The 26,940-nt window shown below is 58.5% G+C and carries 23 protein-coding genes and 1 pseudogene; 9 read left to right on the forward strand and 15 right to left on the reverse strand.

All coding sequences use genetic code 11. The features are described 5' to 3' along the window. Nucleotide 1: 1 nt before the first annotated feature. Nucleotides 2-361 carry a PilZ domain-containing protein gene (locus ACZYSM_RS17790; protein WP_489073020.1) on the forward strand — a complete coding sequence of 120 codons (360 nt, stop codon included), beginning with the start codon at nucleotides 2-4 and terminating at the stop codon, nucleotides 359-361. Between the two features lie 86 nt (nucleotides 362-447). Here ACZYSM_RS17790 and ACZYSM_RS17795 read toward each other — a convergent pair whose 3' ends face one another. The 6 genes from ACZYSM_RS17795 to ACZYSM_RS17820 form a co-directional block, all read right to left on the reverse strand. Beyond that, nucleotides 448-1,779, reverse strand: coding sequence for a DUF58 domain-containing protein (locus ACZYSM_RS17795; RefSeq protein WP_489073022.1), 1,332 nt, complete (start codon nucleotides 1,777-1,779; stop codon nucleotides 448-450). Nucleotides 1,780-1,939: 160 nt separating this feature from the next. After that, on the reverse strand, nucleotides 1,940-2,962 hold the full coding sequence (locus ACZYSM_RS17800) for an AAA family ATPase (RefSeq protein ID WP_489073024.1): 1,023 nt from the start codon (nucleotides 2,960-2,962) through the stop codon (nucleotides 1,940-1,942). Beyond that, nucleotides 2,959-4,122, reverse strand: a complete 1,164-nt coding sequence (locus tag ACZYSM_RS17805; protein WP_489073026.1) for a DUF4350 domain-containing protein — start codon at nucleotides 4,120-4,122, stop codon at nucleotides 2,959-2,961. The genes ACZYSM_RS17800 and ACZYSM_RS17805 overlap by 4 nt, the downstream gene beginning before the upstream one ends. Beyond that, nucleotides 4,119-5,657 carry a DUF4129 domain-containing protein gene (locus tag ACZYSM_RS17810; protein ID WP_489073028.1) on the reverse strand — a complete coding sequence of 513 codons (1,539 nt, stop codon included), beginning with the start codon at nucleotides 5,655-5,657 and terminating at the stop codon, nucleotides 4,119-4,121. The genes ACZYSM_RS17805 and ACZYSM_RS17810 overlap by 4 nt, the downstream gene beginning before the upstream one ends. After that, nucleotides 5,644-6,624, reverse strand: a complete 981-nt coding sequence (locus ACZYSM_RS17815) for a stage II sporulation protein M (RefSeq protein ID WP_489073030.1) — start codon at nucleotides 6,622-6,624, stop codon at nucleotides 5,644-5,646. Before ACZYSM_RS17815 ends, ACZYSM_RS17810 begins: the two co-directional genes overlap by 14 nt. Beyond that, nucleotides 6,621-7,346 (reverse strand): RDD family protein, encoded by a 726-nt coding sequence (locus tag ACZYSM_RS17820; protein WP_489073032.1) that lies wholly within the window; start codon nucleotides 7,344-7,346, stop codon nucleotides 6,621-6,623. The genes ACZYSM_RS17815 and ACZYSM_RS17820 overlap by 4 nt, the downstream gene beginning before the upstream one ends. 180 nt (nucleotides 7,347-7,526) lie before the next feature. Here ACZYSM_RS17820 and sbcB point away from each other — a divergent pair, with 180 nt between their 5' ends. Then, on the forward strand, nucleotides 7,527-8,954 hold the full coding sequence (gene sbcB, locus ACZYSM_RS17825) for an exodeoxyribonuclease I (RefSeq protein WP_489073034.1): 1,428 nt from the start codon (nucleotides 7,527-7,529) through the stop codon (nucleotides 8,952-8,954). Nucleotides 8,955-9,051: 97 nt separating this feature from the next. On the opposite strand, the gene mvaT is transcribed toward sbcB, so the two are convergent. Then, nucleotides 9,052-9,429 carry a histone-like nucleoid-structuring protein MvaT gene (gene mvaT / locus ACZYSM_RS17830; protein ID WP_150805129.1) on the reverse strand — a complete coding sequence of 126 codons (378 nt, stop codon included), beginning with the start codon at nucleotides 9,427-9,429 and terminating at the stop codon, nucleotides 9,052-9,054. A gap of 348 nt (nucleotides 9,430-9,777) precedes the next feature. Between mvaT and purU the strand changes: the two genes are divergently transcribed. Together purU and ACZYSM_RS17840 are read left to right on the forward strand one after the other, a co-directional pair. After that, entirely contained in the window at nucleotides 9,778-10,626 is an 849-nt protein-coding gene (gene purU / locus ACZYSM_RS17835; protein ID WP_489073036.1) for a formyltetrahydrofolate deformylase, read from the forward strand. An 83-nt stretch (nucleotides 10,627-10,709) separates the two neighbouring features. Continuing rightward, on the forward strand, nucleotides 10,710-10,892 hold the full coding sequence (locus ACZYSM_RS17840; RefSeq protein ID WP_489073038.1) for a hypothetical protein: 183 nt from the start codon (nucleotides 10,710-10,712) through the stop codon (nucleotides 10,890-10,892). Here ACZYSM_RS17840 and gpgF read toward each other — a convergent pair. From gpgF to ACZYSM_RS17865, 5 genes and pseudogenes are all read right to left on the reverse strand, one after another. Next, nucleotides 10,879-11,874: a glucosaminyl phosphatidylglycerol flippase gene (gene gpgF / locus ACZYSM_RS17845; RefSeq protein WP_489073040.1), complete on the reverse strand. Its 996-nt coding sequence runs from the start codon at nucleotides 11,872-11,874 to the stop codon at nucleotides 10,879-10,881. The genes ACZYSM_RS17840 and gpgF overlap by 14 nt on opposite strands. Then, nucleotides 11,871-12,647 carry an N-acetylglucosaminyl phosphatidylglycerol deacetylase gene (gene gpgD, locus ACZYSM_RS17850; protein ID WP_489073042.1) on the reverse strand — a complete coding sequence of 259 codons (777 nt, stop codon included), beginning with the start codon at nucleotides 12,645-12,647 and terminating at the stop codon, nucleotides 11,871-11,873. Before gpgD ends, gpgF begins: the two co-directional genes overlap by 4 nt. Further along, complete coding sequence (gene gpgS, locus ACZYSM_RS17855) at nucleotides 12,640-13,761, reverse strand: N-acetylglucosaminyl phosphatidylglycerol synthase (protein WP_489073044.1); 1,122 nt, start codon at nucleotides 13,759-13,761, stop codon at nucleotides 12,640-12,642. The genes gpgD and gpgS overlap by 8 nt, the downstream gene beginning before the upstream one ends. Nucleotides 13,762-13,895: 134 nt before the next feature. After that, a complete protein-coding gene (locus tag ACZYSM_RS17860; RefSeq protein ID WP_489073121.1) occupies nucleotides 13,896-14,660 on the reverse strand; it encodes a methyl-accepting chemotaxis protein in 765 nt (254 codons plus the stop codon). A gap of 93 nt (nucleotides 14,661-14,753) precedes the next feature. Continuing rightward, nucleotides 14,754-15,785, reverse strand: a pseudogene (locus tag ACZYSM_RS17865) (HAMP domain-containing protein); the annotation flags it as partial. Nucleotides 15,786-15,979: 194 nt separating this feature from the next. On the opposite strand from ACZYSM_RS17865, the gene ACZYSM_RS17870 reads away from it, so the two are divergent. Then, nucleotides 15,980-17,467: a helicase HerA-like domain-containing protein gene (locus ACZYSM_RS17870; RefSeq protein ID WP_489073123.1), complete on the forward strand. Its 1,488-nt coding sequence runs from the start codon at nucleotides 15,980-15,982 to the stop codon at nucleotides 17,465-17,467. 105 nt (nucleotides 17,468-17,572) lie between these two features. Here ACZYSM_RS17870 and ACZYSM_RS17875 read toward each other — a convergent pair whose 3' ends face one another. Then, nucleotides 17,573-18,031, reverse strand: a complete 459-nt coding sequence (locus ACZYSM_RS17875) for a DUF721 domain-containing protein (RefSeq protein WP_489073046.1) — start codon at nucleotides 18,029-18,031, stop codon at nucleotides 17,573-17,575. Between the two features lie 308 nt (nucleotides 18,032-18,339). Here ACZYSM_RS17875 and secA point away from each other — a divergent pair, with 308 nt between their 5' ends. The 4 genes from secA to ACZYSM_RS17895 all read left to right on the forward strand — a co-directional run bounded on the left by secA (nucleotide 18,340) and on the right by ACZYSM_RS17895 (nucleotide 24,171). Then, a complete protein-coding gene (gene secA / locus ACZYSM_RS17880; RefSeq protein ID WP_489073048.1) occupies nucleotides 18,340-21,081 on the forward strand; it encodes a preprotein translocase subunit SecA in 2,742 nt (913 codons plus the stop codon). A 122-nt stretch (nucleotides 21,082-21,203) separates the two neighbouring features. Beyond that, nucleotides 21,204-22,421, forward strand: coding sequence for a bifunctional glutamate N-acetyltransferase/amino-acid acetyltransferase ArgJ (argJ, locus tag ACZYSM_RS17885; protein ID WP_489073050.1), 1,218 nt, complete (start codon nucleotides 21,204-21,206; stop codon nucleotides 22,419-22,421). A gap of 176 nt (nucleotides 22,422-22,597) precedes the next feature. Then, complete coding sequence (locus ACZYSM_RS17890; protein WP_489073052.1) at nucleotides 22,598-23,230, forward strand: glutathione S-transferase family protein; 633 nt, start codon at nucleotides 22,598-22,600, stop codon at nucleotides 23,228-23,230. Continuing rightward, the gene (locus tag ACZYSM_RS17895; protein WP_489073054.1) at nucleotides 23,227-24,171 is read left to right on the forward strand and encodes a Nudix family hydrolase; all 945 of its coding nucleotides are present in this window, start codon (nucleotides 23,227-23,229) and stop codon (nucleotides 24,169-24,171) included. Before ACZYSM_RS17890 ends, ACZYSM_RS17895 begins: the two co-directional genes overlap by 4 nt. A gap of 134 nt (nucleotides 24,172-24,305) precedes the next feature. Here ACZYSM_RS17895 and ACZYSM_RS17900 read toward each other — a convergent pair whose 3' ends face one another. Further along, entirely contained in the window at nucleotides 24,306-24,887 is a 582-nt protein-coding gene (locus tag ACZYSM_RS17900) for a cob(I)yrinic acid a,c-diamide adenosyltransferase (protein ID WP_489073056.1), read from the reverse strand. Nucleotides 24,888-24,889: 2 nt separating this feature from the next. Further along, on the reverse strand, nucleotides 24,890-26,926 hold the full coding sequence (locus ACZYSM_RS17905) for a sensor histidine kinase (RefSeq protein WP_489073058.1): 2,037 nt from the start codon (nucleotides 26,924-26,926) through the stop codon (nucleotides 24,890-24,892). Nucleotides 26,927-26,940: the final 14 nt, after the last annotated feature.

Consider the following 26,940-nt stretch of genomic DNA (forward strand, 5'->3'; position numbering starts at 1 on the left):
CATGTTCACTGACCGCCGGATCGAGCGGCATCAACTGCCGTATTTTTTAAGGGTGTTCAACAGCGTCACCGACAAACCGATTGGCTATCTGGGCAATGTCTCCGAAGACGGGCTGATGCTGATCAGCCAGTTACCGATGATGATCGGCGCGGACTTCGAACTGCGCCTGAAAATCCCCGCCAGCGACGGCTGCCAGCAGGTGATCGACTTCACCGCCTGTTGCCTGTGGTGCCATGAAGACGCGACCCCGCATCACTACGATGCGGGCTTTATCGTGCTCCGGGCACCGGCTGAATATGGGCAACTGGTCAGCGCCTTGCAGCAGTACTTCAGCTTTCATTCGTTGTCGGCTTCGGCGTAAGGGCTGACGCAAACCTCTAGCCCGGTGGATATGTGTGGCGAGAGGGCTTGCCCCGCTGGCCGGTCCGCGCTCGGGCGAAGCAGTCGTTAAAGCACTCCAGCCTTCTTCCAGCTTAAGTACCGCGTCACCAGTTCCGCGCCCAACTCACGGGGTCGCGCGTCCAGCACCGGAATACCATGAGCGGTCAATCGCTCATGAAGTTCGGCCCGCGCATTCAAATAATCGACCGTGCCGCAATAAACCAGCGCTTCAGGCAGAGTCTGCACAGGTGTTTGCCGCACACTGTCGAGTATTTCCTCGCGCAGGCTGGCGACCAACACTCGGTGTTGTCGGCTCATGCGTTTGACGGCTGTCAGTAATTCTTCGTCGTCTTCATCCCGCAGGTTGGTTACTAGCACCACCAACGCCCGGCGTTTTTGTCGGGCCAGCAGTTGGTTGGCGACGGCTTGGTAATCAGCGGGGCGTTGGCTGCTGTCGAGATCGTAGACGGCGTTTAGCAGGGCGTTGAGCTGATGACTGCCTTTGACCGGGGCGAGGTAACGCGGTTGCTCGCAGGCAAAAGTGCTCAGGCCCACCGCATCGCCCTGACGCAAGGCGACGTAACTGAGCAACAGGCAGGCATTGAGGGCGTGGTCGAAGTGCGCCAGCTCGCCGTCCTGGCTGCGCATACGTCGGCCGCAGTCGAGCAGGAAGATGATCTGCTGGTCACGTTCGTCCTGATACTCCCGGGCAATCGGGGTGCGTTGGCGTGCGGTGGCTTTCCAGTCAATCTGCCGAAGGCTGTCGCCCTCGCGAAACTCGCGCAATTGGTGAAACTCCAGGCCCAGCCCACGACGTTGACGCTGGCGTACGCCGAGCTGGCTGAGCCAGTTGTCCACGGCCAATAGCTGCGCGCCATACAACCGGGCAAAGTCCGGGTAGACGCGGGTGGTGTCGGCCACGGCCAGATAGCGTCGATCAGACCACAGGCCCAGAGGGCTTGGCAGGTTGATTTCGCAACGTTCGAAGCTGAAATGGCCGCGTTTGAGCGGGCGCAGGCGATAGCCGATCTGACTCTGCTGGCCAGGTAGCAGCTCGACCGTTTGCGGCAGGTTCTCGACGCTCAGGCCGTCTGGCGCATGGTCGAACAGTTGTACGCTCAGCGGTTGGTGATAGTCGTGCTGGATATCCAGGCGTACTTCGCCCCAGCGGCCAAGCGCCAGGCTGCCCGGCATCTGCCGTTGCAGGCGTGGCGACGGCAAGCGTTTGAGCCTGAACGCATCGAGCATTGCCAAGAGCAGCAGGGCCAGCAGCAGTCCCCAGTTGATGGACAGCAGGCTCGGCGCAACAGTGATTCCGAGTGCCCGAAGCGTGCCCAGCACAATGCCGATGCCCAACAGCACCGAAAGCCAGATCAGCAGCAGGCGCGAGGGTTTCATGGGTGTTGGGTTCCCACACAAGGTTTCAGAGCGTGTGTGGGCCGGTAAAGATCGCAGCCTGCGGCAGCTCCTACTCCGATGGTGTGCAACCGAAAATCCCGTAGGAGCTGCCGAAGGCTGCGATCTTTTTCACCACACCGCGGATCCATCATTAAGGCACTCACAATCGTGGCGCCGGGACTTGATCAAGCAGTTGCTTGAGCACTTGGTCGACCTCCAGCCCTTCGATATCCAGCTCCGGTGCGATTCGCACACGGTGGCGCAGCACAGCCAGTGCGCAGCCCTTTATGTCATCCGGGACCACGAACTCACCGCCACGCAACAACGCTCGGGCCCGTGCGCCGCGCACCAGTGCGATCGAGGCGCGCGGCCCGGCACCGAGGATCAGACCGGGCCAACTGCGGGTGGTGCGGGCTAAACGCACGGCGTAGTCGAGTACCTGTTCATCCAGAGGTAAATCGCTGGCAATGCGTTGCAAGGTCAGCACGTCTTTGGCTTGCAGCACGGTGCGCAGCGGTTGTACATCGAGCATGTCGGCCTTGGTCGAACGGCTGACCTGCCGGACCATGTTCAACTCCTGGTCGGCGTCCGGGTAATCCATGCGGACTTTGAGCATGAAGCGGTCGAGCTCGGCTTCGGGCAGCGGGTAGGTGCCTTCCTGCTCGATGGGGTTTTGTGTGGCGAGCACCATGAACGGTTGCCCGATCGGCAGAGCGCGGCCTTCGAGGGTGACCTGGCGTTCCTGCATGGCTTCGAGCAGCGCCGCCTGGGTTTTTGCCGGGGCGCGGTTGATCTCGTCCGCCAACAGCAGGTTGGTGAACAGCGGTCCCTTACGCAGTTTGAACTGTCCGGTTTGCATGTCGTAGACCGCGTGGCCGGTGACGTCGCTGGGCATCAGGTCCGGGGTGAACTGGATGCGCGCGAACTCACCGCCGAAGCAGCGGGCCAGGGCGCGGACCAACAAGGTCTTGCCCAAGCCCGGCACGCCTTCGAGTAGCACATGGCCACCGGCAATCAGTGCCGTGAGTACGTCATCGATCACCGCATCCTGGCCGATCACGGCTTTTCTCAGTTCATGGCGCACTGCCTGAGCCAGTTGGCTGGCCCGCTGACGCTGCTGGTTGGCGTGCGCCTGAGGGCTGGCAGGCTCGAAATGGCCCACATCCTTCGGTTGTTCACTCATAAGGCATTCCTGAGAGTTTGCAGCAGGGCGACCTGACGGCTGAAGTCAGCGCTGGAAAGCCGCTGCTTGGGCCGTGGGCTGAGAGCCTGGCTGATTGCACGGGTGGGTTGGCGGGTCAGGCGCGCGAGCACCTGCCATTGTTCGGCAACGCCGAGTCGTTCAAAACCTTGGTGACGGCGTCGGGCGCGGCGCAGGATGTCTTGCTGCAGCGCGTGTAACAGGCTGGCCTGGCCGCTACGTCGCAGCAGGAAATCGGCGCTGGCGCGCAGGTGTTCCTGGAGTTGCCGGCGGGCCTTGGGTGCTGGCGATTGCGCGGGGCCGCGGCGCATGGCGACGTGCCAGATCCCAAGACTGGCCAAGGCCGCAAGCGCGACCAATGCTTGAGGGAAATAACGCAGGAGCAAGGTCAGCAGGTTGTCGTGTTCAGTATTGAAGAGCAGGGTCACGCCGGTGTCCGAATACAGGTACCAGAGCAGCCAGGCATTGTCGTATTTGCCGATATTCGGGGTTTTCCAGAGTTCGGCGTCGGTGACCACGGTGATCGAGCCGAGGCCATAGCTCAGTTGCATCATGTGGGTGGCCTGGGCGCTGTTGGCCCAGGACTGGGCGAGGTTTTTTGGGTCTTCGAGATGAAAGTCGGTATCGAAACTGACGTAGGCAGGCGCCTCTTCGTCTTCCAGATAGAGTTTGGTCAGCTCGGGGTAGGGGTCGTCACTCGGTTTGGGGGCCGGGCCTTTAAAGTTTTTGCTCAGGGATTGGTGAATTTGCAGGCGGTCGAGCAGCAGATCGCCACTTTTGCCAGTCGCTTCATCCCACAATGCCTGGGCAACAAACAGCAGTCGCCCACCGGCCCTGGCCCAGTTCAGTACCTGATCGACCTGACGCGGGCTCATGTTCGACCTGTCTCCAAGCAATAGCAGGCTTTGCTGGTGTGGTTCCAGGGTCGGTAAGACAGTGAGGCTGTTGGCGTGAGTGACCTGCAAGCCTTGCTTGCGCAGAAAGTGCTCGGCGGCCAGGTAAGGATTGGCCCGGGCTTCGGGAGATGGGCCGTGATCAAGCACCTGCTGATAAGGCTCGACGTTCAGGTAGACAAAGACGCTCAGTGCTATCAGGCCACCACTTATGAGTAAGCCGATGAGCAAAAGCAGGCGACGATTCATCGTTTCGACCCTGAATCGAACAACTCACGCCAGCCATCACAGAGTTCCTGTTGCAGATGCGCAGGAGGCAGTTGATGACCGTAGGCCAGATTCTGCCAATGTAAGGTCAGGCGTGTGCTGAAGGTTTGCAGGGCCGGTTGTTGCAGGTGCTGGATGCGCTCCAGCACCTGACCTTCGGTGTCGGCGGCTTTCAGGGGGATTTGAAAGTCATGCAGTAAACGGCTGAGCAAGGCCCGATAAAGCAAACCAAGGGCTTCGCGAGGTTGGGTCTGCCAGAGGCTTTCGGCGCTGGTGGCGACATCGTCGGGCAGGGTTTCGAGGCTGACGTCCAGACCGAACAGTTGTTGAGGGGCAGGATGAGCGATCTTGCCGCGCAGCACCGGGCGGCGACTGACAAAGGTCCGAAACCATTCGCGGTAATGCCAGAGCAGTAAGGCAACGCCACTGATGATGCTGGCCCAGAGCAGGACTTCGATAATGGTGGCGAGGGTGCCGAAGCTGTGGCTATCGAACATCCCGAAAAGCGCTTTCAACCATTGGGGTGGTTCTGCGTTGTCGGTTTGTTCTGATGTGTCTTCGCCGAATCGATAACGGGTGACGGTTTGCGGATTCTTGAAGGGTGGTTTTTCGAGAATGGCGTTGATGCTGTCCCTGGAGGCTTGGCTGGTCAGCGGTTGTTCGAGCAAACGTGGGCTGTCCGGTGCGCTTGGCAATTCGCCGGCCCATGACGGCTGTGCCATGGGCGCTAGCATCAGTGCGGCCAGCATCAAGGTGACGGCGACGCTGCTCAAGCGTTGGCGCAGGCGACGGAAGATCAGTTCGATGTCCCAGGCTTCGAGCACGGTACGTCGGTTGAGGTACAGGCTGAAGCCGCAGGCGACGTATATGGGTTCCCAGACAATCAGCACCATCACGTAGAAGGCATTGATCAGGTGTTCCAGCCACAGCCAATCCTGTTCGGCAGCGGCGATCAGTGTTTGCCAGCCCCAGTCCAGTTCGATCTGTTGCGGCAGGAGCAAATAGAACAGCACCATCAGTCCGATCCACCAGGCTGTTTCCAGATGGACGCCGATCACTGTCAGCCAACGTGCCGCGCCGCTATTACGTTGCTGCAGTACAAGTAGTCGTTGCTGCCGTGCCTGGCCGGCTAACCCTTCCAATTGCACGACAGGCATCACGAAACTTCGACTCAAACTCAAGCGGCGCCAGGTCAGGCTGGCCAGCAGTTGCGGTTTGAGCAGGCGCGGCCACTCGCGTAATGCTTGCTTCAAATTTGGGGTTTCACCGAATAAGGCTTTGGAAAGGATATACAGCGGTAATCGCTCGAACGTCGGTTTCAGCCACCAAAACAGCAGCAAGGCAATGTTGGGTGAGTCCCATAGCAGCAGGCTGAGCAGGGCGAAGATCGGCAGGGTGATGAGTGCCCAGCTGGTCATCAGCAGGCGCCGGTGTTGCTGGCTCAGCAGTACACCCAGGTCCATGGCTTCCCAGGTTGTACGCGGGCGGATGACCACGCTGGCATCACTCAGACGCATGGGGTGTACGTCCGGCAAACATCAGGTAAGCCGCCATCAGCAGCCAAAGAAAGGCGCCTACCAGGTATTTGATCCAAGGTGCGGGCCAGGTCAGGGATGACCAATAAGCTTCTATAAAAGCAGCGATGACCAGAAACAGCATGACTCCACCGATCAATTGCACGCTTTTGCGCGACGCCTGAAACAGGGCTTCTGTCCGGGGCAAGTGCCCCGGGGCGATAAGCGCCCAGCCCAATTGCAGTCCGGCTGCACCAGCCAGCGCAATGGCGCTGAGTTCGAAGGCACTGTGGCCGATGACGAAAGGCCAGAAGGTGGGCCCGTAGCCGATTTCTGTCAGGTGTCCGGCGATGGCTCCAATCATCAGGCCATTGAAAAATAGAAAAAACACACTGCCTAGACCAAACAGCAACCCGCTGGCGAAAGTCTGAAAGGCGATGCCGACGTTATGCATGATGTAGTAACCGAACATTACCCAGTCTTCATTGGCTACGCGATCGGCGACACGGCCCAGGCGGCTGCTGTCAGGGTCATACATGGTTTGCATCTCGGCGACTTGTTGCGGGCTGACCACGTTGTAGATCAGCTCCGGGAACAGGTAGACCAAAGTACCGATGCTGATCAGACTGCCAAAAAACACCAGGCTTGCAGCCAGTACAAAACCCCATTGCTTGCGCACCAACCGGGGGAAGTCGGCAAGGATGAAACTCAACAGATTGGCGCTCAACCGACTGCGGTGACGGTAGAGCTGTTGATGGCCGCGCAACACAAGTTGTTGCAGCGGGTCGATCAGGAAACTGCTGTAGCCGCGCTCTTGGGCCAGGGCCAGATGCTGACAAAGTCGCCGGTAGTCCTTGGGGAAACTGGTGCATTTATTGGCTTGCGCTTTTCCGTGCTCAAGCTGTTCGAGCTGTTGGGCAAATCGCTCCCACTCGGGTTGATGGCGGCTTTCGAAAAGGCTTTGCTTCATGTCGGCCCCAACAAGCCGCGCGCGATGCCGTTGAGTTCAGCGACGGCGCGCGCGGGTGTTACTTGCAGCGGCTGGGCGAGGAGGGTGGCTAGCTCATTGACTCGCTCATCGGAGAGTTCGCCCTGGCGTTCGGCAAAGCTCAACACGGCGCGTTGTTCATTCAGGTTGAGGGCAAAGGGCGGCCGCAGTGGTTGAACGTGGGGGAGTTGCGGGCGGGTCACCGGTTGTTCGCAATAGATCACCAGCGTGCCGGCTGCCAGGTCGCCGAGACGCTTGAAGGTGGGATGTTGCAGGCAACTGACTGCCCCGAGGAAATACCCGAAGGGCAGCATATCGACAAAGCGCAGCAGGTTACGGATCAGGGAGGCAGTCCAGCCAATGGGCGTGCCGTCGTCATGGACAACCCGCAATCCCATCAGCTGTTTGCCCGGCGAGCGGCCCTGGTTGAGCACTTCGAACAGCACCATGTACCACCAGCTGATGACAAACAAAAGAATCGAGCCCAGTCCGATGCCGAGTTCTCCCAGAGAACCCAAGGCAATGAACAGCAGGGCAAGAATCGACCCGCGAATTCCCAGGTCGATGGAGAAGGCCAATGCTCGGGGGATCAGCCCGGCCGGCCGCAGTGACAGGTCGATGCCTTCCGGCGTCTCGACTTGATACCGAGTGTCCAGTGGCGGGTGCAGCAGCGCTTTGCGTGGCAGTGCTGAAGTCTGGATCATGGGCAACTTGGTTGGTGGCCTGAGGATCAATACTCACTCGATGCTAGCAGTGTCCGAGGGGCAAACGACATAACTATGTATGACAAACAATGCAGCCGGTAATGATTGAGTGCAGACATCGCTGGCCGGGCCAACCTATGAACGCCTAGACTTTGCCGGTCTTTAGATCAGGAATAGCCCGTGACCTCCATCTTCTGGTACGACTATGAAACCACCGGCATCAACCCGCGCTGCGACCGCCCGTTGCAAGTGGCGGGGATCCGCACCGATGCCGAGCTCAATGAGATAGGCGAGCCGGTCAATCTCTATTGCCAGCCGAGCGACGATATCCTGCCGCACCCGGCGGCCAGCATGATTACCGGCATTACCCCGAGCCGCCTGGCCGAGCTGGGCCTGAGCGAAGCAGACTTCATGACCCGGGTTCACGCTCAACTGGCGGCTCCCGGTACCTGTGGCGCTGGCTACAACACGCTGCGCTTTGACGATGAAGTGACCCGCTACGGCCTGTATCGGAATTTTTTCGACCCGTATGCCCGCGAGTGGCAGGGCGGTAACAGTCGCTGGGATCTGATTGATGTGGTTCGCACCGCCTATGCGCTGCGCCCGCAAGGCATTGTCTGGCCCGAAGAGGACGGTCGCGTCACGTTGAAACTTGAGCGCCTGACCGCTGCCAATGGCATCGACCATGGCCAGGCTCACGATGCTTTGTCCGATGTACGGGCGACGATTGCCCTGGCGCGGTTGATTCGCGACAAGCAACCGAAGTTGTATGACTGGCTGTTCCAGTTGCGCAGCAAGCAAAAAGTCATGGACCAGATAACGCTGTTGCAACCGATGGTGCATATATCGGGGCGGTTTTCCGCTGCCCGACATTATGTCGGCGTGGTTCTGCCGCTAGCCTGGCATCCGCGTAATCGTAATGCCTTGATCGTTTGCGATCTGCATCTCGATCCGCAGGGCCTGCTGGATCAGGACGCCGAAACCTTGCGCCAGCGACTGTATACTTGCCGCGACGATCTGGCAGAAGGCATGTTGCCAGTACCGCTCAAACTGATTCATATCAACCGTTGCCCGGTGGTGGCACCGCTGTCTGTATTGAGGGCCGAAGATCAGCAACGTCTGCAATTGGATATGAATGAGTATCAGGCCAGAGCGCTGCGGCTAACCGACACACAAGAAGTTTGGCGAGATAAAGTCCAGGCCATTTATTCCAGGGAGGACTTTGTCCCCAGCCCGGACCCTGAGCAACAGTTATACGATGGCTTTATTGGTGACCGGGATCGGCGCTTATGTGAGCAAGTCAGGACTGCTGACCCTGCTCAATTGGCGCAAGAGCAATGGCCGTTCGATGATGAACGCTTGCCGGAATTACTGTTCCGTTACCGTGCTCGTAACTTTCCAGACACCTTGAGTGGTCAGGAACAAGAACGCTGGCGATTATTTTGTCAGCAACGCTTGTCAGCACCTGAGTGGGGCGCACCCAATACGCTGAGCGCGTTTAATGAAGCCACCGTGGAATTATTGGCAAGTGCTACATCGGTTCAGCGTCAGGTGCTCAATGAATGGAGCGATTATGCTCAGTCGTTACGCAACCGTTTGAGCCTTTGAAATCAGTGAGTTCTTTTGCCTGAATCGCAGGCATAAAAAAACGCCAGCTAGCTGGCGTTATTTTTGGTCGCAAAATAGTCCGCGACAGGTGTTTCACTTAGCCCAACAGGGTAGCCCAGCCTTCAACCACGTCACCGCCCCACTTGGCTTTCCACTCTTTCAGAGTCTTGTGGTTGCCACCTTTGGTTTCAATGACTTCGCCATTGTGCGGGTTTTTGTATTGTTTAACCTTGCGAGCACGTTTGGTGCCGGTAGTTTTCACAGCGCCACGTGGAGTTTTGCTGGTTTTGGATTCTGGATCCAGCAGCGCAATGATGTCGCGCAGGGATTTGGAGTATTCGCCCATCAGGGTGCGCAGTTTGCCTTCGAATTCCAGCTCGGTTTGCAGTTTGTCGTCTTGGGACAGATTCTTCAAACGGGCTTGCAGCTCTTTGATAGCTTCTTCGGTGGCGCGGTATTCGTTGATCAAGGACATGAGGACTACCTTATGTTGGCGCTGGGTGACAAGGTTACAGTGCCGTAATAATAGGCAGACAGTTTCAGCAAGTAAACATATAAGCAGGCTTTTATTTAATTTAATTAGAGTGGTTAGCGAAAAAATCCGAGTTTCAGTTAAATGCCGTGATGACGATGTCACAGATGTTCACAATAGAAGCCTTGTGCAATTTTCAGGAAAGGTCTGCTCGGGTTTTGGATGCAGCAAAAGGGCCGCACAGACAGTCGGCGTCTGACGAACCTATAGAGCAAAGCGTCAGGAGTACTGCAGTTTTGCCGCACAATGGCTAGAATGGCCGCCTTTGCGAAGTTCTGGAGTTTCCCCCTCATGCGCACTTTTCGGCTGGTGATTGCTTGCCCGGACCGCGTCGGCATCGTTGCTAAAGTCAGTAACTTTCTGGCGTCCCATAACGGCTGGATCACCGAAGCGAGCCATCACTCGGACAATCTCAGTGGTTGGTTCTTTATGCGTCACGAGATTCGTGCCGATTCGCTGCCCTTTGGGCTTGAGGCCTTTCGCGAGGCGTTTGCGCCGATTGCCGAAGAGTTCTCCATGGACTGGCGTATCACTGACACCGAGCAGAAAAAGCGCGTGGTGCTGATGGCCAGCCGCGAGTCCCATTGCCTGGCTGACTTGCTGCACCGTTGGCACAGCGACGAGCTGGACTGCGAAATTTCCTGCGTTATTTCCAACCACAACGACCTGCGCAGCATGGTCGAGTGGCACGGCATTCCTTTTTATCACGTGCCGGTGAATCCGCAGGATAAAGAGCCAGCCTTTGCCGAGGTCTCGCGACTGGTCAAGCATCACGACGCTGAAGTCGTAGTACTTGCCCGTTACATGCAGATCCTGCCGCCCGAGTTGTGTCGTGAGTATGCGCACAAGGTCATCAATATTCACCACAGCTTCCTGCCGTCCTTTGTAGGCGCCAAGCCGTATCATCAAGCGTCCATGCGCGGCGTGAAGCTGATTGGCGCAACCTGCCATTATGTAACCGAAGAGCTGGATGCAGGCCCGATCATCGAGCAGGACGTGGTACGTGTCAGCCATAGCGACAGCATCGAAGACATGGTGCGTTTCGGCCGTGACGTCGAGAAAATGGTGCTGGCCCGCGGCCTGCGCTACCACCTGGAAGATCGGGTTCTGGTGCACGGCAACAAGACCGTGGTGTTCTGATTGCTGATGCCCTGATTGATGTCGAAGGGTCTGAGCGTTCAATCGCCACGGGCCCTTCGATTTTCTACAGTGAGGCTCGAAACATGGCTGATCCACTGGATAAAGCAACGTCCAAGGCTCCGGCGACATTAGGTGAGGGTTGCTTGAGCCGCTATGACCCGGATGACCTGAGTCCGGAAGACGGTACCGAGTTTCCCGGTGCTGCCCAATTGTGGGAACAATTACAGGAACAGCCGGCTACCGAGCCAGCCCCTAAGCCTGTTTAAGTTTCATCAGCTTGCTCAATAACGGTCGACCGACCATCAGCAAGAACACCGGCCCACCTGCCAGCAAGTAGAAGTAGTAGGTCACGGCCCGCCAGATCAGAATCGCTGCCGCCGCAGTCGACTTTCCTACCATCGGCGCCAATAGCGCTGCCGAGGTGAGCTCAGCCGCGCCTGCGCCGCCAGGGAGCAGGCTGAATTGCCCTGCACTGAGCGAAAGCATCTGGATCAGAAAACTCCAGGCCCACTGTACGTCCACGCCCAAACCACGCAAGGCCAGATACAGCACGCTGTAGCGTAAGGCCCAATGCAGGCAGGTCAGCGCAAACACGCGGGCCAGTGTTTGCCACGGCAACTTGAGGGTAGCGGTGAAGGCCGCCAGGAAGTGCAGCAACTTGCGCGCCCAGCGCCGTCGGGTGTATGCCCTGACGTTCAAGCGTTTGAGCACGCGGGCACTCAGGCGAATCAACCAGCGGTGGTAGCGCACCAGGATCAGGCAGCTACAGAGCCCACCAAACATCGAGATAGCGCTAAGGGTCAGCATCCATTCGAGGTTCTGACTCAGATGCTGAAACAGCGCGTAAAACATGATCCCGATCAACGCACACATAAAGAACAGCAAATCACTCAACTGATCCATGGCAAACACGGCACTGCCATGGGCCGGGCGCACGCCGTTGCGCGCCAGCAGAGCCATTAATGTCAATGGGCCTCCACTGCCTCCGGGTGTTGCGCACATGGCGAACTCTGTGGACATCACCACTCCAAGGCTTTTCAGGCGTCCGACCTGGCCGCGCAGCTCCCCCAGTAACAGGCGCAGGCGAAATGAGTTCAGCACCCAGCACAGCACAATCATGCCCAGCATCGTCAGTAACAGCGCGAGCGGGAAACGCTGCAGTCGCAGCCACATATCGCTACCGCCCAGCAGCAGGGGAACCAGCACTGCCAGTGATAAGGCGAGGACCAACCAGATGACCCTGCTCATGCGGCATACCTGGCGATCATGGTTTGAGCTGACAGCCAGTTGGCCTTGGTCATCGGCACGCGACCGTCTGCCAGCAAACGCTTGAGGGTTTGTAGCCAGTAGTTCCACGAGTACCTGTGACGCATGTCCACCGGATGCAAGCCGAGGCGAATTACCGGTGCTTGCCGCCAACGTTGTTCGCGTTGATCGCTGAGCAGCTTCGACAGGCCACGGCGCCAGGCATTGCGCGAGCTCCAGACCAGCCCCGGTGCATCGACCTGAGTGAAGTCCGGCAGACGATATAGATGCTGTGGATCGCTGGTGTAGCTCAGAGGCAGCTCGCGCAGCGCCAGGCGCGTACCTTGGCTCATCAGCCAGGCTGGCGCGATGAAGCCCTCCAGCGGCCAGTTGTAGCGCTGGAACAATTCGATTCCGGCGTGCAAGCGGGCGAGGGCGGCGTTTTTCGATAAACCGTAGAACTCACCCTCATGGGTGTAAATCCGTCGCATGAACCAATCCCGAGGGCTCACCGGGGCCGGGCTGTCGTCGCAATGAAAATAACCGTGCAGCGCCAGCTCATCGCCCCGGGCTATGCGGCTGCTCAGCAGGCGACGAAAATCCGGATGGGCATCCAGCGCGTTGTGCTTGTGGAAGTCGGGCACTACCAACCAGGTCATGGGCACATTGCCCAGCGCATCCACTGCTTCGACGAACGGCTGATAGTCCGCCCAGGTTTGCGGCGCGACGTCATGCAGGACCAGCAACACGCTGGGTAGGCTCATGGGCTCAACCATGGGCCAGCAGCGGCTGTTGGTTGCCGAGTACGGCGCGATAGTGCCTCAACAGGCTGCTGACCACCGTGTCCCAGGCGTAATGCTGCTCAACATGGCGTCTCGCCTGCTGGCCCAGAATAGCGCTGCCGTAGGCGAACAGATCATGCACGGCATTGGCCATTGCCAACGGGTTGTCCGGGATACAGAGCAGGCCGCAGGCTGGTGTGACGATTTCCTGGAATGCACCGGCGTCTACCGCAACCACCGGAATGCCGCAGGCCATGGCTTCGAGGATCACCAGACCGAAGGTTTCTTGATCACCGGCGTGGAGCAACGCATCAGAACTGGCCATCAACCGGGCAACTTGATGGGCGGGGTAGAACTCATCGATTACCGTGACGTTATCTGGCACCACGGCCGGCATGGAGGAGCCGACCAGCAGCAAGTGATAGCGTTCACCAAGGTGTTTCATGCAACTGAGCAGAACCGGCAGATTCTTTTCCTTGGAACCACGCCCGGCGAAGATCAGCAGCCGGGTGCTTTCGGCAATGCCCAGTTCAGCGCGTAAGCCTGGGTCTCGGGCGCTCGGGTTGAAGATTTGCAGGTCCACGCCCAAAGGCTGCACAAAAACATTTCTCACCCCCAGACCGATCAGCTTGTCTGCCATTATCTGGCTGGGTGCCAATACTCGATCGAAATTGCCATACAGCTTGCGGATATACGCTTCGACATTCGGTGTGCACCAGTTGCCCATGCGGTTGCTCGCCAGCAGTGGCAGGTCGGAGTGATAAAAACCGATCACCGGCACATCCAGCTGACGGCGAGCGTCAAGGGCGGCCCAAGCGGTGAGATAGGGATCGCCGACTTCAATCAAATTGGGTTGCAGATCGCGCAGAACATTGCGCCAGGGTGCCAGACGCCAAGGGAAACGGTAGCCTTTGCCGAAGGGCAGGGCGGGAGCGGGGACTGTGTAAATACCGTCCTGCTCACTCAGGTGCGCCCCAGGGATCAGCACGCTGTGACGGATACCTGGCTGACGTCCCAGGCGACGGTGTTTGGCATCCAGATAAGTGCGCACGCCACCGCTGGCAGGGGCGTAGAACATGGTTATGTCAGCGATATGCACGATGAGCATCCCTCCTATCGGTTGTTCTCCTTAGGGTTGACCTTTATGAAGAATAGATGTTCGGTGAGTTGTGGGAAGGGTCGCTAGTTACAAATAAAAACGCCCTCAAGTAGAGGGCGTTTTTGCTGATGGAGGGTTTCCGGTCAGATGCGGAAACTGCCCACTAGTTGTTTCAGGCGTGCAGCCTGTTGCTCAAGGTCGGAACACGCGCGCAGGGTCGACTGCAGATTCTCCACACCTTCCTGGTTGAGGGTGTTGATTTCAGTGATGTCGACATTGATTGACTCGACCACGGCGGTCTGTTCCTCGGTAGCGGTGGCCACCGACTGGTTCATGCCGTCGATCTCGCCGATGCGCTGGGTCACGCTGTTCAGGCGCTCACCGGCGAGGTTAGCGATTTCCACGCTGTCGTGGCTGTGGCGCTGGCTTTCGCCCATGGTGCTGACCGACTCACGAGCCCCGACCTGCAGCTCTTCGATCATGGTCTGCACCTGTTGCGCAGACTCTTGGGTGCGATGAGCCAGATTGCGCACTTCATCAGCCACCACCGCGAAACCGCGCCCGGCTTCACCGGCGCGCGCCGCTTCGATCGCTGCGTTGAGTGCCAGCAGGTTGGTCTGTTGGGAAATACTGGTGATCACTTCGAGAATCTGCCCGATGTTCACCGTCTTGCTATTGAGGGACTCAATGTTGGTGCTTGAAGCACTCAGCATTGTCGACAGCTGATTCATCGCCTTGATGCTTCTGTCGACCACTTGCTGACCGTCTTCCGCCAAGCTGCGGGCGTCGCTGGAATGCTGCGAGGCGAGGGCGGCGTTCTGGGCGATTTCCTGGGCGGCAGCGCCGAGCTGGTTGATTGCCGCGGCAACGCTGCTGGTGCGCGACGCCTGCTGGTCGGAGTTGAACATCGACGAATTGGAGGCGCTGACTACCCGCAAGGCCACTTCGTTGACGTGCTCGGTGGCCGAGGACACTTCGCGAATTGAGGTGTGAATCCGCTCGACGAAACGGTTGAAGGCGGTGCCGAGAATACCGAATTCGTCCTGACTCTCGATGGTCAGGCGTTTGGTGAGGTCACCCTCGCCGTCGGCAATGTCCTGCATCGCACGGGTCATTACATGCAGTGGCTGGAGCAAGATGCGAATCAGCATGCCGAGCAGGGCGATGATGATGACCACGGCAATAAGGGTGGCAACGATCGCTGACGCGCGAAACTCACTGAGCATCGAGAACGCTTTGTCCTTGTCCACGGACAGGCCGATGTACCAGTTGACCGAGGACAGTCCCTTGATCTGAGTGAAAGTGACGATACGGGTTTTACCATCGACCTCAATTTCGCTGAGGTCTGTGCTCAGGCGTGGAGTGTCTTGCGGGTAGACGTCTTTGAGCGTCTTCATCACCAACGCCTTGTCCGGATGCACGAGGATTTTGCCGTCGGCACTGACCAGAAAGGCATATCCCATGCCGCCGAAGTCCAGCGCGTTGAGGCTATCGGCAATCACCTGCAGGCTCAGATCGCCGCCAACCACGCCAAGGTTCTGGCCGCCCTTGAGCACGCTGTTGACGATGGAAATCACCAATTGGCCGGAAGCCAGATCGATGTAAGGTTCGGTCAAAGCCGAGCCGCTGCTGTTCTCTGCAGTCTTGTACCAAGGGCGGGCGCGCGGGTCGTAGCCGTCCGGCATTTTGCTGTCCGGGCGAATGAGGAAGCTGCCGTCCTTGTTCCCTAGATAGGCACCCATGAAGCTGGAAGTCACCGCCTTCTGTTCAAGCAGATTGGCGACGTTTCCCATATCCGGGTTGAGCGCAACGGACTGTGAAAGATTTTCGATCAACAAACTACGGCCGGCGAGCCAGGTCTGGATATTCTTCGCAGTAACGGTGCCCATTTCATGCAGGTAATTGTCCAGGTCCTGGCGAATCGCATTGCGCTGCAAATAGTCGTTGTACAGCGTGAAAGAGGCGAAGGCGGCAATAACGATCAGGGCAGCGGCAAGCAGGATTTTATGGCTGAAGCGCAGATTTTTGTTCATCACTTGTGGTGTCCGCTAAGGTCTTAATGTCCAGGGCGTGCTGTTTTAAACGCGCGCAAAATGGGCAAGGTTGAAAGTAGGCTGATATTTCCACCTCTCCTTAAGGGAATTATCCAACCTGGATTTCAATCTTTTCTGGTCTCTCACTTTCTATATCGACTGTGCAGGGCTAAAGATTAACCATGGGTGACAAAATGCCTGACTCATCGCAACTCGTTATCGGTGCTGACCTTGAGGGACAACCGATTGCCCAGGCCATGCGCCTGGCGAACCGTCACGGGCTGGTGGCCGGGGCTACCGGTACGGGGAAAACCGTCACCCTGCAACGCATGGCCGAAGCCTTCAGTGATGCCGGCGTTGCGGTGTTTGCTGCTGACATCAAAGGTGATTTGTGCGGCTTGGGTGCCGCCGGTAATCCTCAGGGCAAAGTGGCCGAGCGGATCGCCGGGATGCCTTGGCTCGATTACAAACCTCAGGCCTATCCCGTCACTCTGTGGGACATTCATGGTCAGTCTGGCCATCCCTTGCGCACCACATTGAGCGATATGGGGCCATTGCTGTTGGGCAGTCTGCTGGAACTCACCGACAGCCAGCAGTCCGCGCTATATGCCGCGTTCAAGGTGGCTGACCGTGAAGGTCTGTTGCTATTGGACCTCAAAGACCTAAAAGCGCTGCTCAACCACCTCCGGGACAACCCCGAGTCGCTGGGCGACGATGCGGCGCTGATGACCACCGGCTCCAGCCAGGCGCTGTTGCGGCGTTTGGCGACGCTGGAGCAGCAGGGCGCTGAAGCCTTGTTCGGTGAACCGGCGTTGCAACTGCAAGACATTCTTGCGCCTGCCAGTGACGGCCGCGGGCGCATTCACCTGCTCGACGCCAGCCGTCTGGTGCACGAGGCCCCCAAGGTCTACGCGACCTTCCTGCTGTGGTTGCTGGCCGAATTGTTCGAGCAACTGCCGGAGCGCGGCGATGCGGAAAAACCGCTGCTGGCGCTGTTCTTCGATGAAGCTCATTTGTTGTTCTCCGGTACGCCCAAGGCCTTACAGGATCGCTTGGAGCAGGTCGTACGCTTGATCCGCTCCAAAGGTGTCGGCGTGTATTTCGTCACCCAGTCACCGGGCGACTTGCCGGATGACGTGCTGGCGCAGTTGGGCTTACGCGTTCAGCATGGGTTACGGGCGTTCACTGCCAAAGAACAGAAATCCTTGCGGGCGGTGGCCGATGGTTTCCGTCCGAACCCGGCGTTCGATGCGTTGGCGGTGCTGACGGAACTGGGTATTGGTGAGGCCCTGGTCGGCACTTTGCAGGACAAGGGCACGCCAGCGATGGTCCAGCGTGTTTTGGTGGCACCGCCGCAATCTCGAATCGGGCCACTGAGCGACGTCGAGCGTGCAGCCCTGATTGCCAGCTCACCGTTGGTCGGACGTTATGACAAACCGATCGATCGTGAATCGGCCTATGAAGTGCTGATGAGCCGTAAAGGGCTGGCGCCAGAAATTGAAGCCGCACCGGGTAAATCGGTGGCCGAAGAGCCGAGCTTCACTGACAAAGCCGGTGAGTTTCTCGGCACGGCGGCCGGGCAGGCGTTGAAGTCAGCCATGCGTCAGGCAGCCAATCAGCTGGGCCGACAATTGGTCCGCGGTTTGATGGGGTCGTTGTTGGGCGGCAGCAAACGCCGCTAGGTGTGTACCCTGTAGGAGCGAGCTTGCTCGCGATGGATTCAAGGGCGGCGCGTCTATTCAGAAAACACGCGTTATCGTTAACGTCCATCGCGAGCAAGCTCGCTCCTACAGGGGCCGGGGTTTGGCGTGGCTGGCCAGACGCTCCAGAGCGGCGCGCAGGTTGGGGTCGCTGATGCCGTCGGCGGTGGCCTGAATGGTCTCGGCGGCGTTTGTCGACAGGTCCATGGTGTGGCCGACTGCGCCTTGTTGCACAGTGGGAGGCTGAACTTTGAACAGAATGCGCGTCAGGCTGTTGAATTCATCGAACACCTGCAACTGACGCTGCAGACGTTTTTGTTGATAGCGCAGCCGGGTCGCCCAATGACCGTCGGTGACAATCAACAGCAAACTGCCTTCACGCCAGGAAGCCACGTGGCAATGTTCACGGGCGGCGGGTTGCAGTTGGCTTTCAAGCAAACGCTGTAAATGGGCCAGGCGTTGAGCGTGGCTGAATATGGCTTTTAAAGGCTTGGCTTCGCGAAGCAGGACGGCGGGTGCTCTGGCCGTAAGAGGGCGAAATGCCATGATCAGACACCTGAAGTAACAGAGCCGCCATGGTAGCAGAAAGCACCGGACGCGCTTGCTCCCCATTGCTTTACAGCGGGTTTACCCATTAAATCAACGAGTAACTTCTGCCGAGAATGGGTTGAAGTTCAGCAAAAAGCCCTTATTTTAAATGAGCCCCGTCACAGCGCTGTGCCAGCATCGTGGAATAACGCCACTTTCCTCACAATCGTTTCCGGGTAGAATGCTCGTTCGCATGCGGCCATAAGGGCTGCACGGGCGACTCACGGGGCCGCCCTCCATCCCTATGTGTGGAAGAACCTGTCGATATGTTTGCGCCTTTGTTAAAGAAACTTTTTGGAAGCAAGAACGAGCGCGAAGTCAAACGCATGCTCAAGACGGTACAGGTCGTCAATGCCTTCGAAGAGCAAATGGTGGCCCTTTCGGACGAGCAATTGCGCGCCAAGACCGAAGAGTTCAAGGCCCGCATAGCCAAAGGTGAGACCCTCGACAAGCTCCTCCCTGAAGCCTTTGCGGTTGCCCGTGAAGCCGGTAAGCGTGTCATGGGCATGCGCCACTTCGACGTGCAATTGATCGGCGGCATGACCTTGCATGAAGGCCAGATCGCAGAAATGCGTACCGGTGAAGGCAAGACCCTGGTGGCGACGCTCGGCGTTTACCTGAACGCGCTGTCCGGCAAGGGCGTGCACGTTGTAACCGTGAACGACTACCTGGCTCGTCGTGACGCCAACTGGATGCGTCCGCTCTACGAATTCCTCGGCATGACAGTCGGTGTGGTTACGCCGTTCCAGCCGCCGGAAGAGAAGCGTGCTGCCTATGCCGCCGACATCACCTACGGCACCAACAACGAATTCGGTTTCGATTACCTGCGCGACAACATGGCTTTCAGCATGGAAGAAAAATTCCAGCGTGAGCTCAATTTTGCCGTAATCGACGAAGTCGACTCGATCCTGATCGACGAAGCCCGTACCCCACTGATCATTTCCGGTCAGGCCGAAGACAGCTCCAAGCTATACATCGAGATCAACAAACTGATCCCGCAGCTTGAACTGCACGTTGAAGAAGTGGAAGGCGAAGTCACCAAAGCTGGTCACTACACCGTCGACGAGAAGACCCGTCAGGTCGAGCTGAACGAAGCCGGTCACCAGTTCATCGAAGAAATGCTGACCCGCGTTGGCCTGCTGGCTGAAGGTGAGAGCCTGTACTCGGCACACAACCTGGGCCTGCTGACCCACGTTTATTCCGGTCTGCGCGCGCATAAACTGTTCCATCGCAACATCGAATATATCGTTCAGGACGGTCAGGTCATTCTGGTCGACGAACACACCGGCCGTACCATGCCCGGTCGTCGTCTGTCCGAAGGCCTGCACCAGGCCATCGAAGCCAAAGAAGAGCTGAACATTCAGGCCGAAAGCCAGACCTTGGCGTCGACCACCTTCCAGAACTATTTCCGTCTGTACAACAAACTGTCCGGCATGACCGGTACGGCCGACACCGAAGCGTTCGAATTCCACCAGATCTACGGTCTGGCGGTGATGGTCATTCCACCGAACAAACCGCTGGCGCGTAAAGACTACAACGACCTGGTGTTCCTCACTGCGGAAGAGAAATACGCCGCTATCGTTGCCGACATCAAGGAATGCATGACCCAGGGCCGTCCGGTGCTGGTGGGTACTGCGACCATTGAAACCTCCGAGCACATGTCCAATCTGCTCCAGAAGGAAGGCATCGAACACAAGGTTCTGAACGCCAAGTTCCACGAAAAAGAAGCAGAAATCATCGCCCAGGCCGGTCGCCCGGGCGCGCTGACCATTGCTACCAACATGGCCGGTCGTGGTACTGACATCCTGTTGGGCGGCAACTGGGAAGTGGAAGTGGCTTCACTGGAAGACCCGACCCCTGAGCAAATCGCGCAGATCAAGGCCGACTGGCAGAAACGCCACCAGCAAGTGCTCGAATCGGGCGGCTTGCAGGTCATCGCTTCCGAGCGTCATGAATCGCGCCGTATCGACAACCAGTTGCGTGGTCGTGCCGGTCGTCAGGGTGACGCCGGTTCCAGCCGTTTCTACCTGTCGCTTGAAGACAGCCTGATGCGCATCTTCGCCTCTGACCGGGTGAAGAACTTCATGAAAGCCCTGGGCATGCAGTCCGGCGAAGCGATCGAGCACCGCATGGTGACCAACGCTATCGAAAAGGCTCAGCGCAAGGTCGAAGGTCGTAACTTCGACATTCGTAAGCAGCTGCTCGAGTTCGATGACGTCAACAACGAACAACGTAAAGTGATCTATCACATGCGTAACAGTTTGTTGGCCGCCGACAACATCGGTGAAACCATCGCCGACTTCCGTCAGGACGTACTCAACGCCACCGTCAGTGCGCACATTCCGCCGCAGTCGCTGCCTGAACAGTGGGATGTGGCAGGTCTGGAAGCCGCTCTGCTGAGCGACTTCGGTGTGGAACTGCCGATCCAGCAATGGCTTGACGAAGACGATCACCTCTACGAAGAAACCCTTCGCGAGAAGTTGATGACCGAGTTGCTGGCCGCCTACAACGAGAAAGAAGAGCAAGCGAGTGCCGAAGCACTGCGCACCTTCGAGAAACAAATCGTTCTGCGCGTGCTGGATGACCTGTGGAAAGACCACCTGTCGACCATGGATCACCTGCGCCACGGCATCCACTTGCGCGGCTATGCGCAGAAGAACCCGAAGCAGGAATACAAGCGCGAGTCCTTCACCTTGTTCTCCGAGCTGCTGGATTCGATCAAGCGCGACTCGATCCGTGTGCTGTCCCACGTTCAGGTTCGCCGCGAAGATCCAATCGAAGAAGAAGCTCGCTTGCGTCAGGAAGCCGAGTCCCTGGCTCAACGCATGCAGTTCGAACACGCCGAAGCGCCAGGTCTGGAGCATCCGGAAGCTTTGGACGAGGGCATCGATCTTGATGTCGCGCTTGCCGCTGCGCCGGTTCGCAGTGAGCAGAAGCTGGGTCGTAACGAACTGTGCTACTGCGGTTCGGGCAAGAAGTTCAAACATTGTCATGGCCAAATCAACTAAGATTTTCGCCAGACACTGAAATACCCGCGCCGCGACCGGCATCAGCCGTCGCGGCGTTTTTCCATTTGAAACACTGTCCAACGCGGCGACAGTGCTGACATCACCTTAAGAGGAGCGCATTCATGGCTGTTGGTCTTGGTCCTTTGCCAACGTTGCACCCGGTTGCCGGTTTTGAACTCGGTATTGCCTCGGCTGGCATCAAGCGCCCGGGGCGCAAGGATGTCGTGGTCATGCGCTGTGCTGAAGGCTCCACGGTTGCGGGCGTGTTCACCCTGAACGCTTTTTGCGCAGCTCCGGTGATCCTGGCCAAGCAACGCGTGCAAGGCCCGGTGCGTTACTTGCTGACCAATACCGGCAATGCCAACGCCGGTACAGGTGAACCAGGCCTGGCCGCCGCTGAGCGCACCTGCGCCAAACTGGCTGAATTGACCGGTGTCGACGCCAGCCTGGTGCTGCCGTATTCCACTGGCGTGATTGGCGAGCCGCTGCCGGTCGAGAAGATCGAAGGCGCCTTGCAGGCTGCCCTCGACGACTTGTCCGAGAACAACTGGGCCGAAGCCGCCACCGGCATCATGACCACCGACACCTTGCCAAAGGGTGCGAGCCGGCAGTTTCAGCACGACGGCGTGACTGTCACTGTCACCGGTATCAGCAAAGGCGCAGGGATGATCCGCCCGAACATGGCAACCATGCTCGGTTACATCGCCACCGACGCTAAAGTCTCTCGCGACGTGCTGCAGAACCTGCTCCTGGACGGCGCCAACAAGTCGTTCAACCGCATCACCATTGATGGTGATACCTCGACCAACGATTGCTGCATGCTGATTGCCACCGGCAAAGCTGATCTGCCGCAAATTACCTCCGCCGGTGGTCCGCTGTTCGCCGCACTGAAGCAGGCAGTGTTCGAAGTCTGCATGGAAGTGGCCCAGGCCATCGTCCGTGACGGCGAGGGCGCGACCAAGTTCGTCACTGTTGAGGTAAACGGCGGTGGTAATCATCAGGAATGCCTGGACGTCGGTTACACCGTGGCCCACTCGCCGCTGATCAAGACGGCATTGTTCGCCTCCGATCCGAACTGGGGCCGTATTCTCGCCGCCGTCGGTCGTGCCGGCGTACCGGATCTGGACGTGAGCAAGATTGACGTGTTCCTCGGCTCAGTCTGCATTGCCAGCCGTGGTGCTCGTGCAGCGACTTACACCGAAGCGCAAGGCGCGGCGGTGATGCAGCAGGACGAGATCACTATTCGTATCGAACTGGGTCGTGGTGATTGCAGTGAAACGATCTGGACCACTGACCTGTCCCACGAATATGTGAAGATCAACGCCGAATACCGTACGTAACCACGATCCAGACCGAGTCGCCCCATTCGCGAGCAAGCCCGCTCCCACAGTAGATCTTCAGTGAGTACAGTATTTGTGTACGGCAGGATCCAATGTGGGGGCGAGCTTGCTCGCGATGACGGCCCTCCAGACACTAAAGATTCTGGCCCGTTCCTCTTACCAAAAGGTGCCCGAACATGCGCTTCCACCTGATCATTGGCGACAAACTCTATTCCTCCTGGTCCTTGCGCGGCGCCTTGGCGCTGGAGCTGGCCGGCGCTACTTACACCGAAGAACTGATCAAACTGAACCAGCCGGACACCCATCAGTTGGTCCTCAAACATTCGCCGACCGGCAAAGTCCCTCTACTGAAGACCGAGCACGGCACCATTGCCGATTCGTTGGCGATTGCCGAATACCTGGTCGAGCGTTTCCCTGAGGTTGATTTGTGGCCGCGCGACATCGCCGCCCGTGCCCAGGCGCGTTCCGCTTGCGCGCAAATGCACAGCGGCTTCTTCGGGATGCGCGGCAACATGCCGTTCGACCTGAGCCGTGATGCACCGCTGTCGCCGATGCCGCCTGAAGCGCAGGCTGACATCGAACGCATGCTGGCGCTGTGGGCTGAATGCCGAGCGGCCGCCACCGAGCCAGGGCCTTTCCTGTTTGGACCTGTCAGCCTTGCGGACGCCTTCTTCGCACCGATTGCCGTGCGTTTGCGCACCTATCAGGTGGCGTTGCCAGCGGTCGACGCGGCGTATGTTGAAACGATTTACCAATGGCCAGCCTTCAAGGCTTGGCAGAAGGCCGGTTTAGAGGAAATAGTGCGGTGAAACGAGTACATGTGGCTGCGGCCGTTATCCGTGATAGCAACGGCAAGATCCTCATAGCCCGGCGTGCCGACACGCAACATCAGGGCGGCCTTTGGGAGTTTCCCGGTGGCAAGGTCGAGGCAGACGAAGCGGTGGAGGCCGCACTTGCCCGTGAGCTGCAGGAAGAGTTGGGCATTGTGGTCAGTGCGGCTCGGCCGTTGATCAACGTGCAGCATGACTACCCGGACAAGCAGGTGTTGCTGGATGTCTGGGAAGTTTCGGCCTTTACCGGCGAACCCCACGGTGCCGAAGGGCAACCTTTGGCCTGGGTGACTGCTCGGGAGTTGGCGGACTATGAGTTTCCGGCTGCCAACCAACCGATAGTCGCGGCAGCCCGGTTGCCGGGTGAATACTTGATCACCCCTGAAGGCCTGGAAACACCGGCGTTGTTGCGAGGTATACAGAAAGCCATCGCCGGTGGCATCAAACTGATTCAGTTGCGTGCGCCGAACGGCTACGACCCGCAATATCGCGACCTGGCGGTGGACGCAGCAGGCCTGTGTGCGGGCAAGGCGCAGTTGATGCTCAAGGGCCCGTTCGAGTGGCTGGGAGATTTCCCGTCCGCAGGTTGGCATGTGACTGCTGCGCAATTGCGTAAATACGCTAGCGCCGGTCGGCCGTTACCTGCGTCTCGTTGGCTGGCGGCTTCTTGCCACAATGCCGAGGAGTTGGCCTTGGCTGAACAGATGGGTGTGGACTTCGTCACGCTGTCGCCGGTTCAGCCCACACAGACCCATCCGGATGCGCAGCCGTTGGGTTGGGAGCAGGCACGGCAGTTAATCAGCAGCTTCAACAGGCCTGTGTTTTTGCTCGGTGGTGTCGGCCCGGCCGAACGCCAGCGTGCCTGGGAAACCGGTGCGCAGGGTGTGGCGGGGATTCGGGCGTTTTGGCCTGAGGCTTGATTTGCGGTGATGCGACTGGCCTCATCGCGAGCAGGCTCGCTCCCACAGTGGTTAGGTGTGAATACAGTTTTTGTGTACACCGGTAATACATTGTGGGAGCGAGCCTGCTCGCGATGAGGCCTGACAGGCGCCGACTAAACCTGAGGCTTCGTCGCCGCCTGCCACAAGATTTCGGCAATACCCTGACGCTTGGCGATCAATCGAGCGGCAACAAACAGCAAGTCCGACAGCCGATTGATGTATGCCAGGCCAACCCCGGTCAGTGGTTCGACAGCATTCAGATGCTGGCAACGCCGTTCGGCACTGCGGGCCAGGCTACGGCACACATGGGCCTGGGCGATCAACGCCGAGCCACCGGGCAGAATGAAATTCTTTAGCGGCCCCAGCTCTTCATTCCACAGATCGATAGCCGCCTCCAGGCGCTCGACTTCAGCTGAATTGAGCGCCTGATACACCGGCATCGCCAACTCGCCACCCAGGTCGAACAATCGGTGCTGGCAGGGCATCAGGACTTCAATCACCTCGGTCAAACCCGGGCACTCGCGGACCTGCTCGGCCAGTCCGGCCAATAACAACCCCAACTGACTGTTCAAGGTGTCGACTTCGCCCATGGCCTCGACCCGTGGATGATCCTTGGGCACCCGGCGTCCGTCGCCAAGGCCGGTTTCACCTTTGTCGCCGGTGCGTGTGTAAATCTTCGACAAGCGAAAACCCATGCTTACCTCTCCAGTTGACTGAGTTCATGAGAGGCGAGCTGGGTGCCCGCCAATGGCAGGCGCAAGGTGAAGCAGGTGCCTTGGCCCAGGGTCGACTGTACTTCCATCTGACCCTTGTGGTTGTTGGTGATGATGAAATAGGAAACGGACAACCCAAGCCCGGTGCCCTGACCGATTTCCTTGGTGGTGAAAAACGGTTCGAAAGTGCGTTTACGCACGTTTTCGCTCATGCCGATGCCATTGTCTTCGACCTGGATTTCCGCCCAAGGCGGATTCAAGCGGGTGCGCAGAATGATTCGCCCCGGCTCTCTATCGTCCTCACGTTGGTGAATGGCCTGGGCGGCGTTTTTCAGCAGGTTGAGCAGAACCTGCTCCAGCTCGTTGGCGGTGCCCGGAACCGGGCCCAACTGCGGGTCGAACTGGCGAACGATGGCTTGGCCCTTGAAGTCGAAGCCGATGGCCAGATCAAAGTCGTTGCTGGCAATTTCCACAGCCTGGTCGATCAACGCCGGCAGATCGCAGGGAGCCATTTGTCGGTTGCTGCGGCGGCTGAAGCTGAGCATGTGAGTCACAATTTTAGCCGCACGCGCTCCGGCCTGTTGAATGCCATCGAGCAACTGCGGCACTTCACGGCTTTGCAGGTAGCGGTTGACAGTCTCCAGAGGGATGCCGATCTGCTCGGCTTGTTCGAGGTTCTTTGGCAAATCTGGCGACAAACGGCGACGAATGTTCTGAACATTGTGCAGGATCGCTCCCAAGGGGTTGTTGATCTCGTGGGCCATGCCGGCGGCGAGGCCACCAACTGAGAGCATCTTCTCCGATTGCACCATCATTTCTTCCAGAGACAGGCGCTGGGTGATGTCATCGATTCGGATTACTACCCCGCGCCCGGCACCGCCCATCAACGGATAGAAGGTCAGGGCGTAATGCTTGGCTTCATCGTCCTTGACCCAGGTGACGCGCTCGATCTTGGCCACCGTGTGCTGCTCCACGGTTTCCTTGAGTTGTGGCAGGAACGGCTTGAGCGGTTCGAAGGCAAGGAAGATCGGCTGATTCAGGGCTTCGTCCAGACGGGTTCCGGAAAGGGCGCTGGCTTCCTGATTCCATTGGGTCACGTAGAGCTGTTCATCCAGCGCGATCAGCGCCGAGGGCATCGAGTCGATGATGCTATTGAGGTAGTTTTGAAAGCCGGTGAGCTTCTTCTCGATCTTGCTCCGGACCTGGACTTCCAGCTCCAGCTTGCGATTGGTGTGACGGGTTTCTTCGGCAAGGCCTTGGGCCTGGTCATACGCCGCTTGGGAATCATCTCGTGCGCGTTTGAGCTGCTGCTCACGAGCTTCGATCCGCGAAAGCATGGTGTTGAAGGCTTCGGCGAGGCTACCGATTTCGTCGTGATTACCGCGAGAGGCGCGCAAGGCGTAGTTCTCCTCACGGGTCACTTGTCGGGACAGCTCTTCGAGTTGGTGGATCGGCCGGGTGATCAGGCGTTTGATCTGCTGGGCGATCACCAGCCACAGCAGCACACTGAAGATCAGAATCCCCAGACTGGCCGTCAGGGTGCCGGTGTAGAACGCCATCGGCAGTTCGCTGCTGGCCACCAGCAGCAAATGCCCTGACGGCTGACCGGGGCGAGGCAGGGTGATCAGCTGATTGCTGCGAAACTCGGTCACTTGCCAGGCTTCGATATGCCGATAGCGCTCTGGCAGTTTGAGCTGTTCGCTGTGTTGCAACTGCGCCAGGCGCGCGCCTTTGCTGTCATACAACGCCGCAGCACGTAATGGCGAATAGCTGTTGAGCTCATTGAGCAGTTTTTCGGCACTTTGTGGCGAGTCCAGCGCCTGGGCGGCCAGGCTCGGATTGGAGATCAATCGACCTATGGTTTGCAAGGCCTGTGGGGCCATGCTTTCCTGGGAAATCCAGTAGGCGGCGCTGATAAATGTCAGGTTGGCGACCAGTAGCACGGTGGTCAGCAGAACCAGCAGGGCCGCGAGCAGTTTCTGGCCGACCGGCAGGTTTTCAAGGCGCTGGCGCAATTGCATCGGGGGTCGTCGCT

It is taken from the genome of Pseudomonas sp. F220, assembly GCF_057813935.1.

Excerpts from the sequence above, each read along its gene's own strand:
- ACZYSM_RS17790 (WP_489073020.1), top strand. The coding sequence starts at position 2 with ATGTTCACTGACCGCCGGATCGAGCGGCATCAACTGCCGTATTTTTTA.
- ACZYSM_RS17795 (WP_489073022.1), bottom strand. The coding sequence starts at position 1,779 with ATGAAACCCTCGCGCCTGCTGCTGATCTGGCTTTCGGTGCTGTTGGGC.
- ACZYSM_RS17800 (WP_489073024.1), bottom strand. The coding sequence starts at position 2,962 with ATGAGTGAACAACCGAAGGATGTGGGCCATTTCGAGCCTGCCAGCCCT.
- ACZYSM_RS17805 (WP_489073026.1), bottom strand. The coding sequence starts at position 4,122 with ATGAATCGTCGCCTGCTTTTGCTCATCGGCTTACTCATAAGTGGTGGC.
- ACZYSM_RS17810 (WP_489073028.1), bottom strand. The coding sequence starts at position 5,657 with ATGCGTCTGAGTGATGCCAGCGTGGTCATCCGCCCGCGTACAACCTGG.
- ACZYSM_RS17815 (WP_489073030.1), bottom strand. The coding sequence starts at position 6,624 with ATGAAGCAAAGCCTTTTCGAAAGCCGCCATCAACCCGAGTGGGAGCGA.
- ACZYSM_RS17820 (WP_489073032.1), bottom strand. The coding sequence starts at position 7,346 with ATGATCCAGACTTCAGCACTGCCACGCAAAGCGCTGCTGCACCCGCCA.
- mvaT (WP_150805129.1), bottom strand. The coding sequence starts at position 9,429 with ATGTCCTTGATCAACGAATACCGCGCCACCGAAGAAGCTATCAAAGAG.
- purU (WP_489073036.1), top strand. The coding sequence starts at position 9,778 with ATGCGCACTTTTCGGCTGGTGATTGCTTGCCCGGACCGCGTCGGCATC.
- ACZYSM_RS17840 (WP_489073038.1), top strand. The coding sequence starts at position 10,710 with ATGGCTGATCCACTGGATAAAGCAACGTCCAAGGCTCCGGCGACATTA.
- gpgF (WP_489073040.1), bottom strand. The coding sequence starts at position 11,874 with ATGAGCAGGGTCATCTGGTTGGTCCTCGCCTTATCACTGGCAGTGCTG.
- gpgD (WP_489073042.1), bottom strand. The coding sequence starts at position 12,647 with ATGGTTGAGCCCATGAGCCTACCCAGCGTGTTGCTGGTCCTGCATGAC.
- gpgS (WP_489073044.1), bottom strand. The coding sequence starts at position 13,761 with ATGCTCATCGTGCATATCGCTGACATAACCATGTTCTACGCCCCTGCC.
- ACZYSM_RS17860 (WP_489073121.1), bottom strand. The coding sequence starts at position 14,660 with ATGTTCAACTCCGACCAGCAGGCGTCGCGCACCAGCAGCGTTGCCGCG.
- ACZYSM_RS17870 (WP_489073123.1), top strand. The coding sequence starts at position 15,980 with ATGCCTGACTCATCGCAACTCGTTATCGGTGCTGACCTTGAGGGACAA.
- ACZYSM_RS17875 (WP_489073046.1), bottom strand. The coding sequence starts at position 18,031 with ATGGCATTTCGCCCTCTTACGGCCAGAGCACCCGCCGTCCTGCTTCGC.
- secA (WP_489073048.1), top strand. The coding sequence starts at position 18,340 with ATGTTTGCGCCTTTGTTAAAGAAACTTTTTGGAAGCAAGAACGAGCGC.
- argJ (WP_489073050.1), top strand. The coding sequence starts at position 21,204 with ATGGCTGTTGGTCTTGGTCCTTTGCCAACGTTGCACCCGGTTGCCGGT.
- ACZYSM_RS17890 (WP_489073052.1), top strand. The coding sequence starts at position 22,598 with ATGCGCTTCCACCTGATCATTGGCGACAAACTCTATTCCTCCTGGTCC.
- ACZYSM_RS17900 (WP_489073056.1), bottom strand. The coding sequence starts at position 24,887 with ATGGGTTTTCGCTTGTCGAAGATTTACACACGCACCGGCGACAAAGGT.
- ACZYSM_RS17905 (WP_489073058.1), bottom strand. The coding sequence starts at position 26,926 with ATGCAATTGCGCCAGCGCCTTGAAAACCTGCCGGTCGGCCAGAAACTG.